Origin of the sequence: Olleya sp. Hel_I_94, assembly GCF_007827365.1 — a bacterium.
Lineage (GTDB): Bacteria > Bacteroidota > Bacteroidia > Flavobacteriales > Flavobacteriaceae > Olleya.
This window is the reverse complement of sequence record NZ_VISI01000002.1, coordinates 2,035,390-2,052,331: the sequence shown is the minus strand read 5'-3', so window position 1 is coordinate 2,052,331 and position 16,942 is coordinate 2,035,390. Positions and strand designations below refer to the sequence as shown.

The 16,942-nt window shown below is 33.3% G+C and carries 16 protein-coding genes; 3 read left to right on the top strand and 13 right to left on the bottom strand.

Features of this window, described 5'->3' with window-relative positions; all coding sequences use genetic code 11:
- The 11 genes from sufD to JM82_RS12370 all read right to left on the bottom strand — a co-directional run bounded on the left by sufD (window position 1) and on the right by JM82_RS12370 (window position 11,580).
- The gene (sufD, locus tag JM82_RS12420) at window positions 1-1,314 is read right to left on the bottom strand and encodes a Fe-S cluster assembly protein SufD (protein ID WP_145004403.1); all 1,314 of its coding nucleotides are present in this window, start codon (window positions 1,312-1,314) and stop codon (window positions 1-3) included.
- Window positions 1,315-1,439: 125 nt separating this feature from the next.
- Complete coding sequence (gene sufC, locus JM82_RS12415; protein WP_145004400.1) at window positions 1,440-2,192, bottom strand: Fe-S cluster assembly ATPase SufC; 753 nt, start codon at window positions 2,190-2,192, stop codon at window positions 1,440-1,442.
- 5 nt (window positions 2,193-2,197) lie between these two features.
- Entirely contained in the window at window positions 2,198-2,545 is a 348-nt protein-coding gene (locus JM82_RS12410) for a hypothetical protein (protein ID WP_145004397.1), read from the bottom strand.
- A gap of 8 nt (window positions 2,546-2,553) precedes the next feature.
- Window positions 2,554-3,417, bottom strand: coding sequence for an N-acyl homoserine lactonase family protein (locus JM82_RS12405; RefSeq protein WP_145004394.1), 864 nt, complete (start codon window positions 3,415-3,417; stop codon window positions 2,554-2,556).
- A gap of 10 nt (window positions 3,418-3,427) precedes the next feature.
- Window positions 3,428-4,876 carry a Fe-S cluster assembly protein SufB gene (gene sufB, locus JM82_RS12400; protein WP_145004391.1) on the bottom strand — a complete coding sequence of 483 codons (1,449 nt, stop codon included), beginning with the start codon at window positions 4,874-4,876 and terminating at the stop codon, window positions 3,428-3,430.
- A 19-nt stretch (window positions 4,877-4,895) separates the two neighbouring features.
- The gene (locus JM82_RS12395; protein ID WP_028282341.1) at window positions 4,896-5,225 is read right to left on the bottom strand and encodes a HesB/IscA family protein; all 330 of its coding nucleotides are present in this window, start codon (window positions 5,223-5,225) and stop codon (window positions 4,896-4,898) included.
- A 105-nt stretch (window positions 5,226-5,330) separates the two neighbouring features.
- Window positions 5,331-6,404: a cytochrome-c peroxidase gene (locus JM82_RS12390; protein WP_145004388.1), complete on the bottom strand. Its 1,074-nt coding sequence runs from the start codon at window positions 6,402-6,404 to the stop codon at window positions 5,331-5,333.
- Window positions 6,405-6,407: 3 nt separating this feature from the next.
- Window positions 6,408-7,172, bottom strand: coding sequence for an MbnP family protein (locus JM82_RS12385; protein WP_145004385.1), 765 nt, complete (start codon window positions 7,170-7,172; stop codon window positions 6,408-6,410).
- 2 nt (window positions 7,173-7,174) lie between these two features.
- A complete protein-coding gene (locus JM82_RS12380; protein WP_261375379.1) occupies window positions 7,175-8,524 on the bottom strand; it encodes a hypothetical protein in 1,350 nt (449 codons plus the stop codon).
- Between the two features lie 4 nt (window positions 8,525-8,528).
- Window positions 8,529-10,022: a choice-of-anchor B family protein gene (locus JM82_RS12375; RefSeq protein WP_261375378.1), complete on the bottom strand. Its 1,494-nt coding sequence runs from the start codon at window positions 10,020-10,022 to the stop codon at window positions 8,529-8,531.
- A 4-nt stretch (window positions 10,023-10,026) separates the two neighbouring features.
- Window positions 10,027-11,580, bottom strand: coding sequence for a choice-of-anchor B family protein (locus JM82_RS12370; protein ID WP_145004382.1), 1,554 nt, complete (start codon window positions 11,578-11,580; stop codon window positions 10,027-10,029).
- Window positions 11,581-11,754: 174 nt separating this feature from the next.
- On the opposite strand from JM82_RS12370, the gene thiL reads away from it, so the two are divergent.
- A complete protein-coding gene (gene thiL, locus JM82_RS12365; RefSeq protein WP_145004379.1) occupies window positions 11,755-12,804 on the top strand; it encodes a thiamine-phosphate kinase in 1,050 nt (349 codons plus the stop codon).
- On the opposite strand, the gene JM82_RS12360 is transcribed toward thiL, so the two are convergent.
- Complete coding sequence (locus JM82_RS12360) at window positions 12,801-13,082, bottom strand: hypothetical protein (protein ID WP_145004376.1); 282 nt, start codon at window positions 13,080-13,082, stop codon at window positions 12,801-12,803. The genes thiL and JM82_RS12360 overlap by 4 nt on opposite strands.
- Before the next feature lie 110 nt (window positions 13,083-13,192).
- On the bottom strand, window positions 13,193-13,966 hold the full coding sequence (locus JM82_RS12355; RefSeq protein WP_145004373.1) for an alpha/beta fold hydrolase: 774 nt from the start codon (window positions 13,964-13,966) through the stop codon (window positions 13,193-13,195).
- Between the two features lie 93 nt (window positions 13,967-14,059).
- On the opposite strand from JM82_RS12355, the gene JM82_RS12350 reads away from it, so the two are divergent.
- Together JM82_RS12350 and brnQ are read left to right on the top strand one after the other, a co-directional pair.
- Window positions 14,060-15,607: a serine hydrolase gene (locus JM82_RS12350; protein WP_186439218.1), complete on the top strand. Its 1,548-nt coding sequence runs from the start codon at window positions 14,060-14,062 to the stop codon at window positions 15,605-15,607.
- Window positions 15,608-15,609: 2 nt separating this feature from the next.
- Complete coding sequence (gene brnQ, locus JM82_RS12345) at window positions 15,610-16,896, top strand: branched-chain amino acid transport system II carrier protein (RefSeq protein WP_145004370.1); 1,287 nt, start codon at window positions 15,610-15,612, stop codon at window positions 16,894-16,896.
- The last annotated feature ends 46 nt before the right edge of the window (window positions 16,897-16,942 follow it).

Here is a 16,942-nt window from a genome sequence, read left to right as displayed (position 1 = left end):
TTACAAGTCAAAACCTATATTAACACCTAATTTATTTGCTATAATTTTAGTTATTCGTTGTTTTAATTCTGGAATTTTTACAGACTTTAAAACGTTATTACTAAAAGCGTACATTAATAATCCTTTAGCTTCTTTTTCTGGAATACCTCTAGATTTCATATAAAATAAAGCACTTTCGTCTAATTGTCCAATTGTACAACCATGAGAACATTTTACATCATCTGCAAAAATTTCTAGTTGAGGTTTAGAGTTTATCGTTGCCTTATCGCTTAATAATATGTTGTTATTTGATTGGAAGGCATTGGTTTTTTGTGCCTCTTTGTTTACTACAACTTTACCATTAAAGATACCAGTTGAGCTGTCGTTAAAAATTCCTTTGTAGTCCTGATGACTTTCGCAATTAGGTTCTATATGATGTACTAAAGTGTTGTGGTCAACATGTTGTTTATCTCCAATAATGGTAACTCCGTTTAATGTAGAGTCCATATATTCTCCGTTTTGATAGAAGTTTAAATTGTTACGTGTTAACTTTCCTCCAAAACTAAACGTATGCACAGATACATGGCTTTCGCGTTTTTGCTCTACAAAAGTGCTGTCTATTAATGATGCATTAATGTTGTCATTTTGCACTTTATAGTAATCAACTATGGCACGTTTGTTAGCAACAATTTCTGTAACAGAATTTGTTAAAACAGGATTGTCTGTCAAACTTTGGTGACGCTCTATAATTTGTACATGAGAGTTTTCGTCAACCACAATTAAGTTACGTGGTTGTAGCATTAATGCAGCTTCATTTCCTGTAGAAAAATGTACTATTTGAATAGGTTTAGCAACCACTTTGTTTTTAGGAATGTGTATGTAGGCACCTTCTTTAGAAAAAGCGGTATTTAAAGATGTTAATCCTTCTTTACCTGCTACTTTATTAAAGTAGTTTTCAATAATTAGTTGGTATTTAGGTTTGTGCAATGCTGAAGACATTAGGCAAACATCAATACCATCATGCGTAGTTTGAGATAAATTAGAAGAGTATTTACCATCTATAAACACGATTTTGTAAGTGTCAATATCATCTAGAAAATACTTTTTAATATCACTGTACTCTAAGGCATTATCTTGTTTAGGAAACAAGCTATAGTCGTGTTTTAAAACACTATTTAAAGAGGTGTACTTCCAAGCTTCGTCCTTTTTTGTAGGAAAGCCTTTAGCCTCAAACGTTTTTATTGCTTCGCTTCTAACATCATGTATTTTAGACTCTAAATCCACTTGATTTTCGAATGCTAAAAAAGAGGATACTAATTTTTCTTTTAAACTCATATTTTAAGTCTTCGGTATTCAGCTATTAAAAAACAGGGTTTGTTAATTAATGCTGTAACGTATTATATTTATTTGTGTTTTTAGCGGTAAGTTATCTGTTAGATAACAGTACCATTGCAAACTTTTTAAGCGTCTACTTCTTCTTTGATCCAGTCGTAACCTTTTTCTTCTAACTCATGTGCTAGTTCTTTTCCTCCAGACTTAACAATACGACCATTGTATAGTACGTGGACAAAATCAGGTACGATATAGTCTAGTAAACGTTGGTAATGGGTAATGACTATTACAGCATTATCTTTACTTTTTAGTTTATTTACACCATTGGCTACAATACGTAAAGCATCGATATCTAATCCTGAATCAGTTTCATCTAAAATGGCTAATTTAGGTTCTAACATAGCCATTTGAAAAATCTCGTTACGTTTCTTTTCTCCACCAGAGAATCCTTCGTTTAAAGATCTAGATAAAAACTTACGATCAATTTCTAAAAGTTCTGATTTTTCACGAATCATTTTTAGCATTTCGTTAGCTGGCATATCAGGTAAACCTTTAGCTTTACGTGTTTCGTTAATTGCAGTTTTCATAAAGTTAGTAACGCTAACTCCAGGAATTTCTACTGGATATTGAAACGATAAAAACACACCTTTGTGTGCACGTTCCTCTGCTGCTAATTCGTCAATATCTTCACCTTCTAAAAGAATAGTTCCATCTGTTACTTCATATTCTTCTTTTCCTGCTATTACCGAAGCTAATGTACTTTTACCAGAACCATTTGGTCCCATTATAGCATGTACTTCTCCTGCTTTAACTTCAAGGTTAATACCTTTTAAAATAGATTTATCTTCAACACTTGCGTGTAAATTTTTTATTTGTAACATACTGTTTATTTTCCTAGTTTGATAACGTCGTTTTTATTCGGGTCTAAAGCGCTAACGCTTACTATTTTATTTATTTTTAATTTAAAAGGCCAGCTATCTTCATTTTCTTTTTTAGGAATTAACTCTCCTAAAACTTCTACAGTCACCATATCTGTTGGCTCTTTTTGGTATTGTTTAGCTTGTTCGGCCAATGTACTTACTTGGTCATTTAGGACCACACCATGTATATCATTACCTACTTGAAATACTGCTGCGTTTGCATAGTATACAAAATCTCCTTTAAAGGCTGTGCCTTGATCTTTTTTGCAACTTACAAATGCAATAAAAATTAAAAGAATAGCTATTTTTTTCATGCTTATATTTATTGAATAGGCTCTGGAGCGTGATTTAAACTATTGTAATCTTTTGTTGAATGCTGAATGATCACTCGTGCTTCTTTTTGTTTTGCAAAAGCTTCAAAAGTTTCCATTGATGCTTTTGTGTCCTCTACACTAAAGTTGAAACTTGGTACAATATGATTCGTTCTGTTTTCTTCAAAATGATATAAATCTCCTGCTAAAAATAATGGTCCTTCTTGCTCTAAATCTAAAAATAAAGATTGGTGACCTGGTGTATGACCTGGAGTGGACTTAATAATCACTTTTCCATCTCCAAAAACATCCAAATCTCCATTGATTTTTTTAGTTATTTTTAAATCCTTTATAGCGTTGTAATTATCAGGATTGTTTTTTTGTTGCTCTATACTTGTAACAAAGTCATATTCTACTTGTTGAACAATCCAAGTAGCATGAGCTAATTTTGATGCAGATCCTGAGTGATCAAAATGTGTGTGTGATAAGGCTATATAGTCAATATCTTTAGTTTGTAAACCTATTGTTTTTAGTTGTTCTTCAATACCTTGATCTCTAGATACGGTAAATGCACCATCAGGAGTAGTAAAAGGTTTTTGTCCAACTAAACCTTCTGCTAATCCTGCATCCCAAAGCAAATTACCTTCTGGATGTTTAATAACAAAAAACATATCAGCAAAAGTTTTACTTTCACCTTTGTACAAATCGTCTTGAGAAAAAATCTCTAATTTGTTAACCTGAACTGTTCCTCCATCAAACATAAATAGTTTGATTGGTTCTGCTTTTGTTTGGGTAGTAACCTCAGTTTGTTTATTATCATTTTTACAAGCTACCATAAAGGTTAAGCTTAATAAAATTAGGGTTAGTTTTTTCATAGTATATATATTATCCAACAGATCCTTCTAACGATATTTCTAATAGTTTTTGAGCTTCAATAGCAAACTCCATTGGTAATTTATTTAGTACTTCTTTACTAAATCCATTTACAATTAGTGCAATAGCTTTTTCTGTATCTATACCACGTTGGTTGCAATAAAATATTTGGTCTTCACCAATTTTACTTGTTGTTGCTTCGTGCTCTATTTGTGCAGTCTTATTTTTAGCTTCTATATATGGGAAGGTGTGTGCACCACACTCGTTACCCATTAACAAACTATCACATTGAGAAAAGTTTCTAGCATTGTCTGCACGACTACTAATTTGAACTAAACCACGATAAGAGTTTTGTGATTTTCCTGCAGATATACCTTTAGAAATAATGGTTGATTTAGTGTTTTTACCTAAATGAATCATTTTTGTTCCAGTATCTGCTTGTTGGTGATTGTTAGTGACAGCAATAGAGTAAAATTCGCCTACAGAATTATCTCCTTTTAATATACAACTTGGGTATTTCCAAGTTACAGCACTTCCTGTTTCAACTTGAGTCCAAGAGATTTTGGCGTTTTTTTCGCATAAACCACGTTTAGTTACAAAGTTGTAAACACCACCTTTTCCTTCAGCATTACCAGGATACCAATTTTGTACTGTACTGTATTTTATTTCAGCATCATCTAAAGCAATAAGCTCTACAACTGCTGCGTGTAATTGGTTCTCGTCTCTACTAGGCGCAGTACAGCCTTCCAGGTATGATACATAACTACCTTCATCTGCTACTAATAATGTGCGTTCAAATTGTCCTGTACCACCTTGATTAATCCTGAAGTATGTTGATAATTCCATTGGACATTTAACACCTTTAGGAATATAACAAAAAGAACCGTCACTAAATACAGCACTATTTAATGCTGCATAAAAGTTGTCTGTTGTTGGTACGATGGTACCAATGTATTTTCTAACTAATTCTGGATGTTCTTTTATAGCTTCAGATATTGGCATAAAAATAATACCTTTTTCTGCTAAAGTCTTTTTAAAAGTTGTGGCAACAGACACAGAGTCGACAACAATATCCATAGCGACATTGTTCATCTTTTTTTGCTCGTCAACAGATATTCCTAGCTTTTTATACATTGCTAGTAAATCTGGATCTACGTCATCTAATGTCTTGTTAGGATCCACAGCAACAGGAGCAGAGTAATATGCAATTGCCTGAAAATCTGGTTTGGTGTAATTTACATTAGCCCAATCCGGTTCTTCCATTGCTTGCCACACTTTAAATGCTTCAAGTCTCCATTCTGTCATCCATTCTGGCTCTTCTTTTTTCATAGAAATAGCACGAACGATATCTTCGTTTAGACCAATAGGGAATGTTTCAGATTCTATATCTGTAAAAAAACCATATTCATATTCTTTGGTTTTTAATTCTTCTCTAAGGTCGTCCTCTGTATATTTTGACATAATTTGTCTATCAGTTTTGTTATAATGAAAATGATTCGCCACAACCGCAAGTACGGTTAGCGTTAGGGTTATTAAACACAAACCCAGTTCCGTTTAATCCGCCAGAGTATTCTAAAGTGGTACCTATAAGATAAAGAAAACTTTTTTTGTCTACAATAATTTTAACGTCATTGTCTTCAAACACTTTGTCTTCATCTTCTTTTGCTTTGTCAAATTTTAAATCATAAGACAATCCAGAACAACCACCACTTTTTACACCAACGCGAACGTAGTCTGTGCTTGGGTTAAAGCCATCATCATTCATCAATTCGATGACTTTCTTTTTAGCGGTATCAGAAACTTTTATCATACTTGTTAATTAGATTTTATCTAAATAGAGTGCAAAGATACAACATCAGTCGCTTTTTACCATATCAACTAACATTATATTAGTATATGGTTTTATAGGTTTTTTTTATTCAGGAATAAATGCTGGATTGTTTAAAAAAGAAGGGTCAGAAAGCGATAGCAAAAAGGCCTTTAGGTCAGCTTTGTCTTGTGTTGTAAGATTGACACCTCCTTGTGCTACTTTTTTCATTAAAGGATCAATGGTTGAAGACGCTTGTAGTCCTGTACTGTAATGCTCAATAACTTGGTCCAATGTTGCGAATCGACCATCATGCATATAAGGAGCTGTGTAGGCTAGATTACGTAAGGATGGTGATTTAAATTTACCATTATCATTAGGATTACCAGTTATTAAACCAAATCCTAAATCTGAAAATGTGGCATCCAAACCGTTGTTGTGAAACTTATTATCTGTCCAAAGTGGATTGTTTGGATTACCATGACAATGAAAACAATCACCTCTAGTTTCGTCCATAAAAACATCCAATCCGTTTTGTTCTTGTGGTGTTAATGCAACTTCTCCGTTTGAAAATTTATCAAATTTTGAGTTGCCGGAAATTAAAGTGCGTTCAAATTGAGCTATTGCTTTTGAAACTAATGTTTTAGTGATCACTGAGGTGCCAAAAGCCTGTTTGAATAGTTGCGGATATTCTGGATGATTATTAAGTTTTGCTTCCACTGGTTCCCAACTATCATTTCCCAGCTCGTTAGCATCTATTACTGGTTCTAGCGCTTGGTTTTCTAATCCTAATGCGTGTCCATCCCAAAAATATCTGTCGTCAAAATTCCAAGCTAAATTAAATAGAGGCATGCTATTTCTGGTGCCTTCAATGTTTGTTACACCAACACTAAACTGATTTGGATCAGAAAAAGCATGCTGTGGTGAATGGCAACTAGCACAGGCTTTGGTGTTGTTAACGGATAATATGTTGTCAAAAAATAACCGTTTGCCTAATGCTACACCTTCCACAGTTAATTTGTTACTCACAGGAATTATTGGATCAATTAATTTGTCTTCAAATAGTGAAGGTATTTCTAATTGAAATGGGATTGGAACATAGTTGTTGTCTTGCGATGCTTCCTCGGAAGAGCAATTAAAAAGAATTATAAAAAATAGGCTGTATGTTAACCAGTGTTTCATTAGTTATTGTGTGATTTCGCCAATTGTAAACACACTTAAAATGTTTTCTTGCATCATTTTTTGAGCGTCATAATTAGGCATTAAAGGTGTGTCTAATACGTTTAAGTCCCATGTGTTAGGGTTTGTAAATAGCTCAGCGATATTCATCTTAACCTCTATTGTAGTTTCGGTAGTTATTGTAATTGGTGTGTCTAAAGTTATCGTCGCAAAATTTTGTTCAAATAATCCATCTTCAACTCTTGCTGTACCATTATGAAAGTTAAAAGGTAAAGGGTTTGGTGTGTCTACATTATACATACCATCAAATTGTAAAAAATGATAACCACCACCTAACATTTCTGGCCAATTCCAACTGGCTGTATTTAATGTTGGATAGGCTCCATCAATATTATCTTCTTCATCAAAACCCCAAACAAAGCTTAAAGTGTAAGTTCCGGAAGGAATTCCATTTATGTCTGGCGTAAAATTGTATGACTCTTCTTCTGCTAAGTCTGTAAATTTAAAGCCTTCAAAACTGTAGGTGTCTCCTGCTGTATTTGTTAGTTTGAATTTAGATGTTAAATATCTAAATCTAACCATGTTTATTACTTCACCATTAGCATTTGTAACTGTTTCTGTTTCTAGATTGCTACTATTAATTAGAGTGTCATTCCAATCATGCGTAAATTTAAAGTTAACGCTTGCAGATAATGTTGTGTTGTCATCCATATCCTCGTTACAGGAAAATGTAATTGCTAGAAGCAATATAAGGGCAATTGTTTTTTTCATTTTTATTTTATTTCAATTAAGAGTAAGTCTGTAAATCCTTTATTTTCTGTGATATCAAAATCATTACTGCTGGATTCTCCAACAGATATTATTGTGCCATTATTAAGCTGTGTAATTCCGTATAAAAAGTCAATGTTACTACCTCCAATACTTTGTTGCCATTTTAAGCTACCATTAGCGTCGATTTGCAAAACCCAACCATCATTTTGGCCTTTATTATTAGTTAAATTTCCGGTTAAACTTCTTGAGCTTCCGCAGATAATAAATCCATTGTCTTGAGTTGAAGAGATTGCTCTACCAACGTCAAAATCTTCTCCTCCATATGTTTTTTCCCAAAGTAATTCTCCTTGTGGAGAAATTTTTATTAGCCAGACATCTGCAGCTCCAAAATTTGTGCTTACGTCAATATCTTCGCTTCTTGTATCTCCTATAATTAAATAGTTTCCATCTCCTGAAGGTGTTATTGCTCTTGCTTCATCAATTTCATCTCCTCCAAAATTTTTCTCCCATTCTAAGTTACCTGAGTTTGATATTTTAACAACCCAAAAATCATAAGATCCTTTATTATTAGAGATATCTGTGTCTGCGCTATCTGATGATCCGACAATAATAAAACCTTGGTCTGCTGTTTGAATGGCATCATAGGCAGTGTCTGAGAAAAAACCACCAAAGTATTTACTCCATTCTAACGTTCCGGATTGATCTAATTTTACAGCCCAATAATCTCCGCCAGCATGTAATGTTTGGTTGCTTCTGGTATTTCCTGCTCCATTGGATGCTGTAACATCTAAAACTCCGGTTACAAAGAAACCATTGTCGCTAGTTTGTATAATAGAGTAGCCTGTATCTATCCCTGAAAAGCCATACGTTTTTTGCCAAATCAAGTTGCCTTGAGCGTCTATTTTTATAATCCAAAAGTCTTCCTGTCCATTATTGTTAGTGATGTCTCCATCGTTACTGTAAGTAAATCCAATTATTGCATAACCTCCATCGTTAGTTTGAATAATATCATTACCTCTTTCGTCACCTGATCCTCCATATGTTTGAGACCATTGTAATTGGTTGTCTTGATTGTATTTTACAACCCAAACATCATAACTGTTATCTAGTTTAGTTGTTACATCACCATCTGTTGATTGTGTAAAACCTAAAACGATATAACCACCATCAGAAGTGTTTTTAACAGCTTGTCCACTTTCGTTTTTAGAACCTCCAATTGTTTTAACGCTTTCTACAATTCCTTGCGTTGTAATCGTTGGATTAGGGGTTGTGTTTTCAGTATCGTCATTACACGATAATGCCATTAAAATGGAAAAAAGGGTTAAAGTTTTATGGATTGTTTTAATTTTCATTTAATTAATTGCTTTTACGTACTATAAGTAATCCACCTTCAATATCTCCAATAATTATATTACCACTTTCAAAATACGGATAGACACTCCAAACACCATTAAAAGCAGCGCTATTACTTGATGGATAGGTATCAAAATATCCAGTTTCTGTCATAGAGTTAGTAGTAGATGCTATGTTGGAAATGTCTAACACTCTTAATCCTGCTCTGTAATTAGCTAAATAATATTCGTTACCCTTTACGTAACCATTATGATCAATTGCTGGAGTTGGGCCAAGATAGGTGGCGTGTTCAATTGGATTATCTAAGTCTGTAAAATCAAAAACTAGTGTTTTGGTGTTAAATCCAAAATTTTGTTCGTCTTGTTCGTCGCCTAAAATAAAATATTTTTGATCTTCTGTAAACCAACCTTGATGCGCATAAGCAGTCTGTGGATATGTGAAGCTACTTATTTCAATCACATTGGATTTGTCTGTAACGTCTAATATTACAACTTGATCTGTATTACCATTACTACCTACATATATTTGTTTTCCTGTGTAATCCAAATCTGGACCAGAGTAAGTGACTACTTGTGCGTCATGTGTATATCCTACAGCTGTATAGTCTCCTAAATTAACAGGATTAGTTGGGTCGCTAATATCGACAAATATAGGTCCTCCACCATTTGTTGAGGAGCAACCTACTAGGTAAGCAACACTTTCAGATTCGTTAATAACTATATTATGACAGCTACCAACATCATTAAACAGTGCATCTGCAGTAAAATTTTGAGGTGCATTAATTACATTTCTTAATCGTGTTAAATCAAAGACTTGCATACCATGTGATCCAACATTATCTGCTACTATAAACGCATGATTGTTATAAGTTTTAACATCTCGCCAGGCGCTTGATCCAGCACTTGAGTTTAATCGACCTAAGAATATTGGGTTAATAGGATCCGATACGTCAACAAAAGCGGTACTGTTTGATAACCCAATAATTGCATATTCTTTACCATCCAGAGGATCTGTCCAACCCCAAATGTCACTTCCTTCCTGATTACTGCTACCGCTTAATATAAAAACATTGATTTGTCCTAATAGGTCGTAACCATTGCAAGGATATGGTCCTGCCATACCATCTATACATGGATAAAGTGGTGCGTTTTCTGTTTCACAAACATCTCCAATTCCGTTGTTGTTTTCGTCTAATTGATCTGGATTTGCTGTTAAAGGACAATTATCAAAATCGTTAGTAATACCATCATTGTCTAAATCGTCATCACAAACATCTCCAATACCATCGCTATCAGAATCTTCTTGATTAGGGTTTGCAATATTAATACAGTTATCAATATTATCTGCTATTCCGTCTTGATCAGCATCTGCAATTGTTGCAACAGGTGTACCTGTCCCGTTTTCGTCATCTTTAGAGCAACTTTGATATATAATTAAAAAACAAAGGATGCTTAAGCTAAGCATAAAAGATTTTATTGTTTTAGAAATGTTTTTCATGGTGTTAATTGTTGACTATTAGTTTTTTGGAAACAGAATTGTTGATTTTTACCAAATAAATTCCATTGGATAAATTAGGAATAGGTAAAACGTATGAATTTGTGTTAATATTGCTTTTAGAAATTAGATTTTTACCAATTATATTGTAAACTTCTACTGTGTTTATAGTAGCTGACGCTTTAATTGTTACATTAGATTGTGTAGCTGGATTTGGAGATATAGAAATAGTGTTATCTAATTCAAAAGTTTTTGTGCTTAAAGGATTATCGCTAGCACGTACTACAAATAATCCTCTTTCAATATCACTCACTATAATATTTCCACTTGAAAAATATGGGTAAATACTCCAAGCTCCATTAAAGTTGGCGCTATTACTAGAAGGAAATGTGTCAAAATATCCAATTTCTGAATTAGTGCTGTTGGTAGAGATTAGAGTAGGAATATCCAATACACGTAAACCTGCTCTATAATTTGCTAAATAAAACTTATCGCCTTTAACATAACCATTATGGTCGATTGCTGTAAATGAAGCTTCGTAAGTTGAAATTAATACTGGATTATCTAAATCTAACATGTCAAAAACAAATGTTCTGGTTCCAAAACCAAAATTTTGTTCATCTGTTTCGTCACCAAAAATAAAATATCTGTGATCATCTGTAAACCAACCTTGATGTGCATAACCTGGGTTGGGATAAGTGATTTCTGAAATAAACTGAGGATTGTTTTTTTCTGTAACATCTAATAATACAACTCTGTCATTTGAGCCACCATTACTAGCTAGTAAAATTTCGCGTCCAATATAACTAGATACTCCACTTACTGTAGGGCTTGTTACGTTATTATCTGTTCCGTTGTAGGTTATAACTTGTGCGTCATGTGTGTACCCTTTTTCAGCATAACTACCAACTACAGTAGGGCTTGATGGATTTGTAATGTCTACAAAAACAGGTCCTCCACTTGCAGCTCCACTACAACCAACTAAATAGGCTATGCCTTCAGATTCATTTATAACAATATTATGGCAACTTCCAATGGTTAAATCGCCAGAGCCTCCATTTCCAGTAAATCGTAATACTTGGGGACCATCAAATGTTAAATCGCTATCCACGCCATTTCTTAAAATGGTTAAGTCAAAGACTTGCATGCCATGAGCACCAACACCATCTGCCACAATGTAAGCATGGTTATTGTATACTTTAACATCACGCCAAAACGATGTGTTATTGTTTACGGTTTCTATTCGACCTAAAAATATCGGGTTTATTGGGTCACTAATATCTACAAAAGCAGTACTGTTAGTGGTTCCTATAATGGCATATTCTTTATTGTCTAATGGGTCTGTCCATCCCCAAATATCACTTCCTTCTTCATTACCTAAAGTTGTAGCTAATGTAGAGATTGGAACTCTAGATAATAAATCATAACCATCACAAGGATAATTAGTTGTAACACCATCAATGGTATGCGATGCAAATCCACCTACACATGGACTTTGCGCAAATATTAAAGTGCTAGTAGCTAAAGATAAAAATAGGAGTAATTTTTTTGAAATATTCATTAGGTTAAGTTATTCATAATTTTTGGACACAAATTAAGCAGAAATAGCGATAAAAATTACTTTTAACTTGTTAAATTGATGAATTAATTACATTTGATGCCTCTTGTTTTTGATAATTAAACAATTTAAATGCTTTTTTTGTTAAGATTGAATTAAGCTTAGTATTTTTGCAGTATGATAGAAGATAAAAACCAACAACGTACAGATTTAAGCCAATTAGGAGAATTTGGATTAATCGATCATTTAGCTAAAAGTTTTGAGGTAACTCAAAAATCTACAATTATGGCAATAGGTGATGATGCTGCTGTTTTAGAATTTGATAAAGATAGAGTAGTAGTGTCTACAGATTTTTTAGTTGAAGGTGTCCATTTTGATTTAAGCTACATGCCTTTAAAGCATTTAGGTTACAAAGCGGTAATTGTCAATTTATCCGATATTTATGCCATGAATGCAGAGGCGACTCAAATAACAGTATCCATTGCTGTATCTAATCGTTTTCCTTTAGAAGCTATAGAAGAGCTTTACGCTGGCGTGCAAACTGCTTGTAAGTTATACGATGTTGATTTAGTTGGAGGTGATACGACCTCTTCGACTTCTGGATTAATTATCTCTGTGACTGCAATTGGCCAAGTAAAAACAGGTAAAGAGGTTTACAGAAGTGGAGCCAAACCAAACGATTTATTAGTAGTGTCTGGAGATTTAGGAGGTGCTTATCTAGGTTTGCAAGTTTTAGAACGCGAAAAAGAAGTTTTTAAAGTGAATCCCAATAATCAACCTGATTTAGATGGGTACACGTATATAATAGAGCGTCAATTAAAGCCTGAAGCAAGAAAAGACATTGTTAAACTATTAGAAGATTTAGAAGTTAAACCTACTGCTATGATTGATATTAGTGATGGCTTATCTTCAGAAATTTTACACTTATGTAAAGCCAGTAAAGTAGGTTGTGATCTGTATGAAAATAAAATACCTTTAGATCCTCAAGTTATTTCTACTAGCGAAGAGTTTAATATGGATAGTACTACTATTGCTTTAAGTGGAGGAGAAGACTATGAGTTGTTGATGACCATATCTCAAGAAGATTTTCCTAAAATTAAAGCGAATCCACATTTAACTGTAATAGGCTATATTACAGATGAAGCTTCAGGTGCACATTTAGTTACAAGAGGTGATCAAAAAATACAACTAACAGCTCAAGGCTGGAATAGTTTTGAAACTAACTAAGATGTCATTTTTAAAACAGATGATTGTATAATTTGACTGTTGCTATATCTAGTTAATTTGTTTTGATGAATACGCTCTAACACCGAGTTTATTTCTTTATATTTTGGTGTCAAGTCGGTTAAGTGTCCTTTGCTGTTTATAGTCATTTCTTTTTTGCAATGACAGCACTTATACTCTTTAATATGATAGGTTACTTTTTTGCTTACGCTAAAGTTGTGTCCAAAAACGGAACAGTATAAACGTCCCTTTAGTGATGGTTTTTGTTGTTCGTTATTCATACTTATAGGCCTTTATGTAATCAGATAACTATGGTTAGGTCTTAGAAATCTGATAGATAGCGATTCCGAATATATGAACAATATTTTAAAAATCAGTCAAAAAGCTATATTTATTCGTTAAAACGCATTATCTCTTGTAGGAATTCTTCTTTATTTTCTACGTGAGACATGTGTCCACCATTTAGAATAGTAATTTTAATACCATTTAATTGTTCCAGATGAAGTACGTCCGATTTGGATAAAATAGGATCGTTTTTACCTGCTATAATTAACTTTTTACAGTTTAGGTTTTCTAAAATAGCAGTTCTGTCAATTCTTATTTTCATGCCTTCTTGCGTGGCAACGTAACTTTGCAGTGGTGTTTTTAAAGCTTCGGTTTTAATATGTTCAATTTCTTTTTCAAAACGTAATCTGTTATCTTCAAAAAACAGATTACTTATTGACATACTCACTAGGTTTTCATAATTGGATTTTGCGACTTTAATGGCTCTGTTTCGAAGTAAGATACGCTCTTGACTATCTGAAAATGGTGTCGAGTTCATTAAACATAACCCTATTATTAGTTCTGGTTTAATTTCGGCGAAAGCCAAAGCAACATAACCACCTAAGGAATGACCAATAAGTGTTGTGCTTGTAATATTTAAATGTGTCAGCACGACGTTTATTGCATTTGCAAAGTCTTCCATAGTATGCACATAGCCTAAACACTCTGTTTTGCCATGACCTAATAAATCTATGGTAATAACTTGATGTGTTTTTTCTAATAATGTCACTGTGTCTTTCCACATTGTACTGTTTTCTAAAAAACCATGTAATAATGTGACGGTTTTACCTTGTCCCGAAACAGAGTAGGCAATTGATATCCCTTTGTAAGTTAAAATCATAGCCTGCAAAGATAAGATTTGTACTGTTTTTAGTCTGTTGTTTTGAGTAAGTATTTACTATATTTGATTGCCAAGACGCTAAATAATATAATTATGAGATTAAATACAATTCTTTACACTTTTGCTTTTTTAACATGCATGACACTATCTGCTCAAATTGAGGAAGATAAGCTAGACCAACTTGTTGAAAACACCTTGAAAACCTTTGATGTTCCTGGAATATCTGTTGGTATAATTAAAGATGGTAAAGTAGTGTATGCTAAAGGACATGGCGTGCGTGCTTTATCTAATAAAAAAGCAATGGATAAAAGTACTTTGGTTGGTGTAGCTTCCAATAGTAAAGGGTTTACCTGTTTTGCATTAGCTATGATGGTGGATGAGGGTAAGCTTAATTGGGATGATAAAGTTAGACAACATATTCCAGAATTTAAACTACAAGATGCTTGGGTAACAGAACAGTTTACGGTTAGAGATTTAGTTACGCATAGAAGTGGAATGGGACTTGGTGCAGGAGATTTAATGTTTTTTCCGGAAGCTAGTTTTAAGGTGGAAGACGTTATTAAAAATGTACAACATTTGGAGACAGAAAGCTCTTTTAGAAGTCAATTTGCTTACAATAACAACATGTTTATTATTGCTGGAGAAGTTTTAAAACGTGTAAGTGGTTTGTCTTGGGAAGAATTTATTGAAACCAAAATTATGAAACCTGTAGGGATGATTAACAGTAAAGCGTCTTACAATCGTGTGACTGATAAATCTAATATTATTGAAGCACATACATTAGCAGATGGTAAATTAGTGCAAATTCCGCATGATTGGAGTCCGACTGCAAATCCAGCTGGAGGTATTGTTAGTAATGTGGATGATATGTTGACTTGGGCTCAGTTTTTAATGAATGATGCTGTAACTAAAAATGGGGAACGTTTGCTTAGCGAAAAACAGTTTAATGAACTTTGGCAATTGCAAACACCTTTAAAAGTAAGTGCTAATGATAGTTACGATTCTAATTTTAGAGGTTACGGTTTAGGTTGGTTTGTAACAGACGTAAAAGGTGGTTATAAGCAAGTATATCACACTGGAGGATTGTTGGGAACAGTGACGCAATTTACTATGATTCCGGATTTAGATTTAGCAATTGTAGTATTAACTAATCAGATGAATGGTTCGGCTTTTAATACTATTACTAATACCATTAAAGATAGTTATTTAGGTTATGAAGACCGTAAATGGTTAGAAAAATTAGGTCAAAATAATAAGGAATGGTACCAATATAACGATAGTCTTAAAACTGTAGTTTTTAATCAGGTAGCTAAAATGAAAAATAGTAGTAAAACTATAGATGGATCTGCTATTACAGGTACTTATACTGATGCTTGGTTTGGAAATGTTAGTATTACACAAAGTGGAAATGATTTGCGAATTACTTCAGAGAAATCTAATACATTAAAAGGGAGCGTGTTACCATACAATGCAACTACTTATATTGTTAAATGGGATAATAGGAGTTACGATGCAGATTGTTTTATGCAATTTAGTTTTAACGAAAAAGCTAAAGCGGTAAGCGCAACATTAAAACCAATTGCTCCTGTAACAGATTTTAGTTTTGATTTTGAAGATTTAAAATTAATTAAGCAAGACTAATTTTGAATAAGACTAAAGATCTTTTAATAACAAGCTTTGCATTATTTTCGCTTTTTTTTGGAGCAGGAAATTTATTGTTGCCTCCACTTTTAGGTTATAATGCTGGTCAGAATTGGTTTTGGGTAACCTTAGGTTTTGTTATAACAGCAGTAGTAATACCTATTTTTGGTATTTATGCGCATGCTAAACTACAAGGGACTTTATATGACTTTGGTAAAAAAGTGTCTCCAATATTTAGTTTTATTTATTGTGTTTTAATTTATCTTATTGCAGTAGCTATTCCGTCACCACGTACAGCAGCAGCAACACATGAGATTGCAATACATCCAAATTTTGGTACTTCCCCTTTATTAACTAGTAGTGTGTACTTTATCTTAGTATTGGTTTTTGCTTTAAATCGTTCTAAAATATTAAACATAATAGGTAAGTATCTAACGCCTTTTATAGTAATTATGTTGCTGTTGGTTATTGGTATTGGGTTGTATTCCGCACAAATGGTAACTAACCCAACGCAAATGGATACTCCAATTGTTGCTGGTATTTTAGAAGGGTATCAAACTTTTGATGCTATTGCAGCAGTAGTTGTTGGAGCAGTTATTATTATCTCAATTAATATTAAAACTGACGCTACTTTTGAAGCTAAAAAGGACCTGATTAAAAAATCAGGGTTAATTGCTGGTTTTGGTTTGTTTATAATTTATGCAGGATTAATTGCAGTTGGTGCTTCATATGGAACCGAAATTGATATTAATAGTAGTTTAAACAACGACATGCAACGTGCTAACCTATTAACAGGTATTAGTGTCAAGGCTTTAGGTGGTTTTGGATATGCAGTGCTAAGTGTTTTAATTGCGTTAGCTTGTTTTACAACAGCTGTTGGTATTGTAACAGGTACTGCAGATTATTTTAAAGGGTTAATAAATAACTCTCAGACGGTTTATGTGGTAACAGCAATAATTGCTAGTGTGTTTGGTGTTGTGGTTGGACAATTAGATTTTAATACCATTATAGTTATTGCTTTGCCTATACTTTTATTTATTTACCCAATAACTATTGTATTAATCATTCTAAATGCAATACCAAATAAATATGCTACAGCTTTAGTTTTTAGGGTTGTTGTATTATTGACGTTTGTGTTTAGTATTCCTGATGTTGTAGGTGTTATAAGTCCTTCAAAAAATTTATCAAACGTGGTCAGCTTAATTCCTTTTGCTCAATATAGTTTAGGATGGGTTTTACCAGCACTTTTAGGATTTATTTTTACTAATTTACTAGTTAAAAAGCCTTGATTTTTTAAGTAGAAGTTTTTAACTTTGTGTAACAACTAAAACGCAA

Excerpts from the sequence above, each read along its gene's own strand:
- sufD (WP_145004403.1), bottom strand. The coding sequence starts at position 1,314 with ATGAGTTTAAAAGAAAAATTAGTATCCTCTTTTTTAGCATTCGAAAAT.
- sufC (WP_145004400.1), bottom strand. The coding sequence starts at position 2,192 with ATGTTACAAATAAAAAATTTACACGCAAGTGTTGAAGATAAATCTATT.
- JM82_RS12410 (WP_145004397.1), bottom strand. The coding sequence starts at position 2,545 with ATGAAAAAAATAGCTATTCTTTTAATTTTTATTGCATTTGTAAGTTGC.
- JM82_RS12405 (WP_145004394.1), bottom strand. The coding sequence starts at position 3,417 with ATGAAAAAACTAACCCTAATTTTATTAAGCTTAACCTTTATGGTAGCT.
- sufB (WP_145004391.1), bottom strand. The coding sequence starts at position 4,876 with ATGTCAAAATATACAGAGGACGACCTTAGAGAAGAATTAAAAACCAAA.
- JM82_RS12395 (WP_028282341.1), bottom strand. The coding sequence starts at position 5,225 with ATGATAAAAGTTTCTGATACCGCTAAAAAGAAAGTCATCGAATTGATG.
- JM82_RS12390 (WP_145004388.1), bottom strand. The coding sequence starts at position 6,404 with ATGAAACACTGGTTAACATACAGCCTATTTTTTATAATTCTTTTTAAT.
- JM82_RS12385 (WP_145004385.1), bottom strand. The coding sequence starts at position 7,172 with ATGAAAAAAACAATTGCCCTTATATTGCTTCTAGCAATTACATTTTCC.
- JM82_RS12380 (WP_261375379.1), bottom strand. The coding sequence starts at position 8,524 with ATGAAAATTAAAACAATCCATAAAACTTTAACCCTTTTTTCCATTTTA.
- JM82_RS12375 (WP_261375378.1), bottom strand. The coding sequence starts at position 10,022 with ATGAAAAACATTTCTAAAACAATAAAATCTTTTATGCTTAGCTTAAGC.
- JM82_RS12370 (WP_145004382.1), bottom strand. The coding sequence starts at position 11,580 with ATGAATATTTCAAAAAAATTACTCCTATTTTTATCTTTAGCTACTAGC.
- thiL (WP_145004379.1), top strand. The coding sequence starts at position 11,755 with ATGATAGAAGATAAAAACCAACAACGTACAGATTTAAGCCAATTAGGA.
- JM82_RS12360 (WP_145004376.1), bottom strand. The coding sequence starts at position 13,082 with ATGAATAACGAACAACAAAAACCATCACTAAAGGGACGTTTATACTGT.
- JM82_RS12355 (WP_145004373.1), bottom strand. The coding sequence starts at position 13,966 with ATGATTTTAACTTACAAAGGGATATCAATTGCCTACTCTGTTTCGGGA.
- JM82_RS12350 (WP_186439218.1), top strand. The coding sequence starts at position 14,060 with ATGAGATTAAATACAATTCTTTACACTTTTGCTTTTTTAACATGCATG.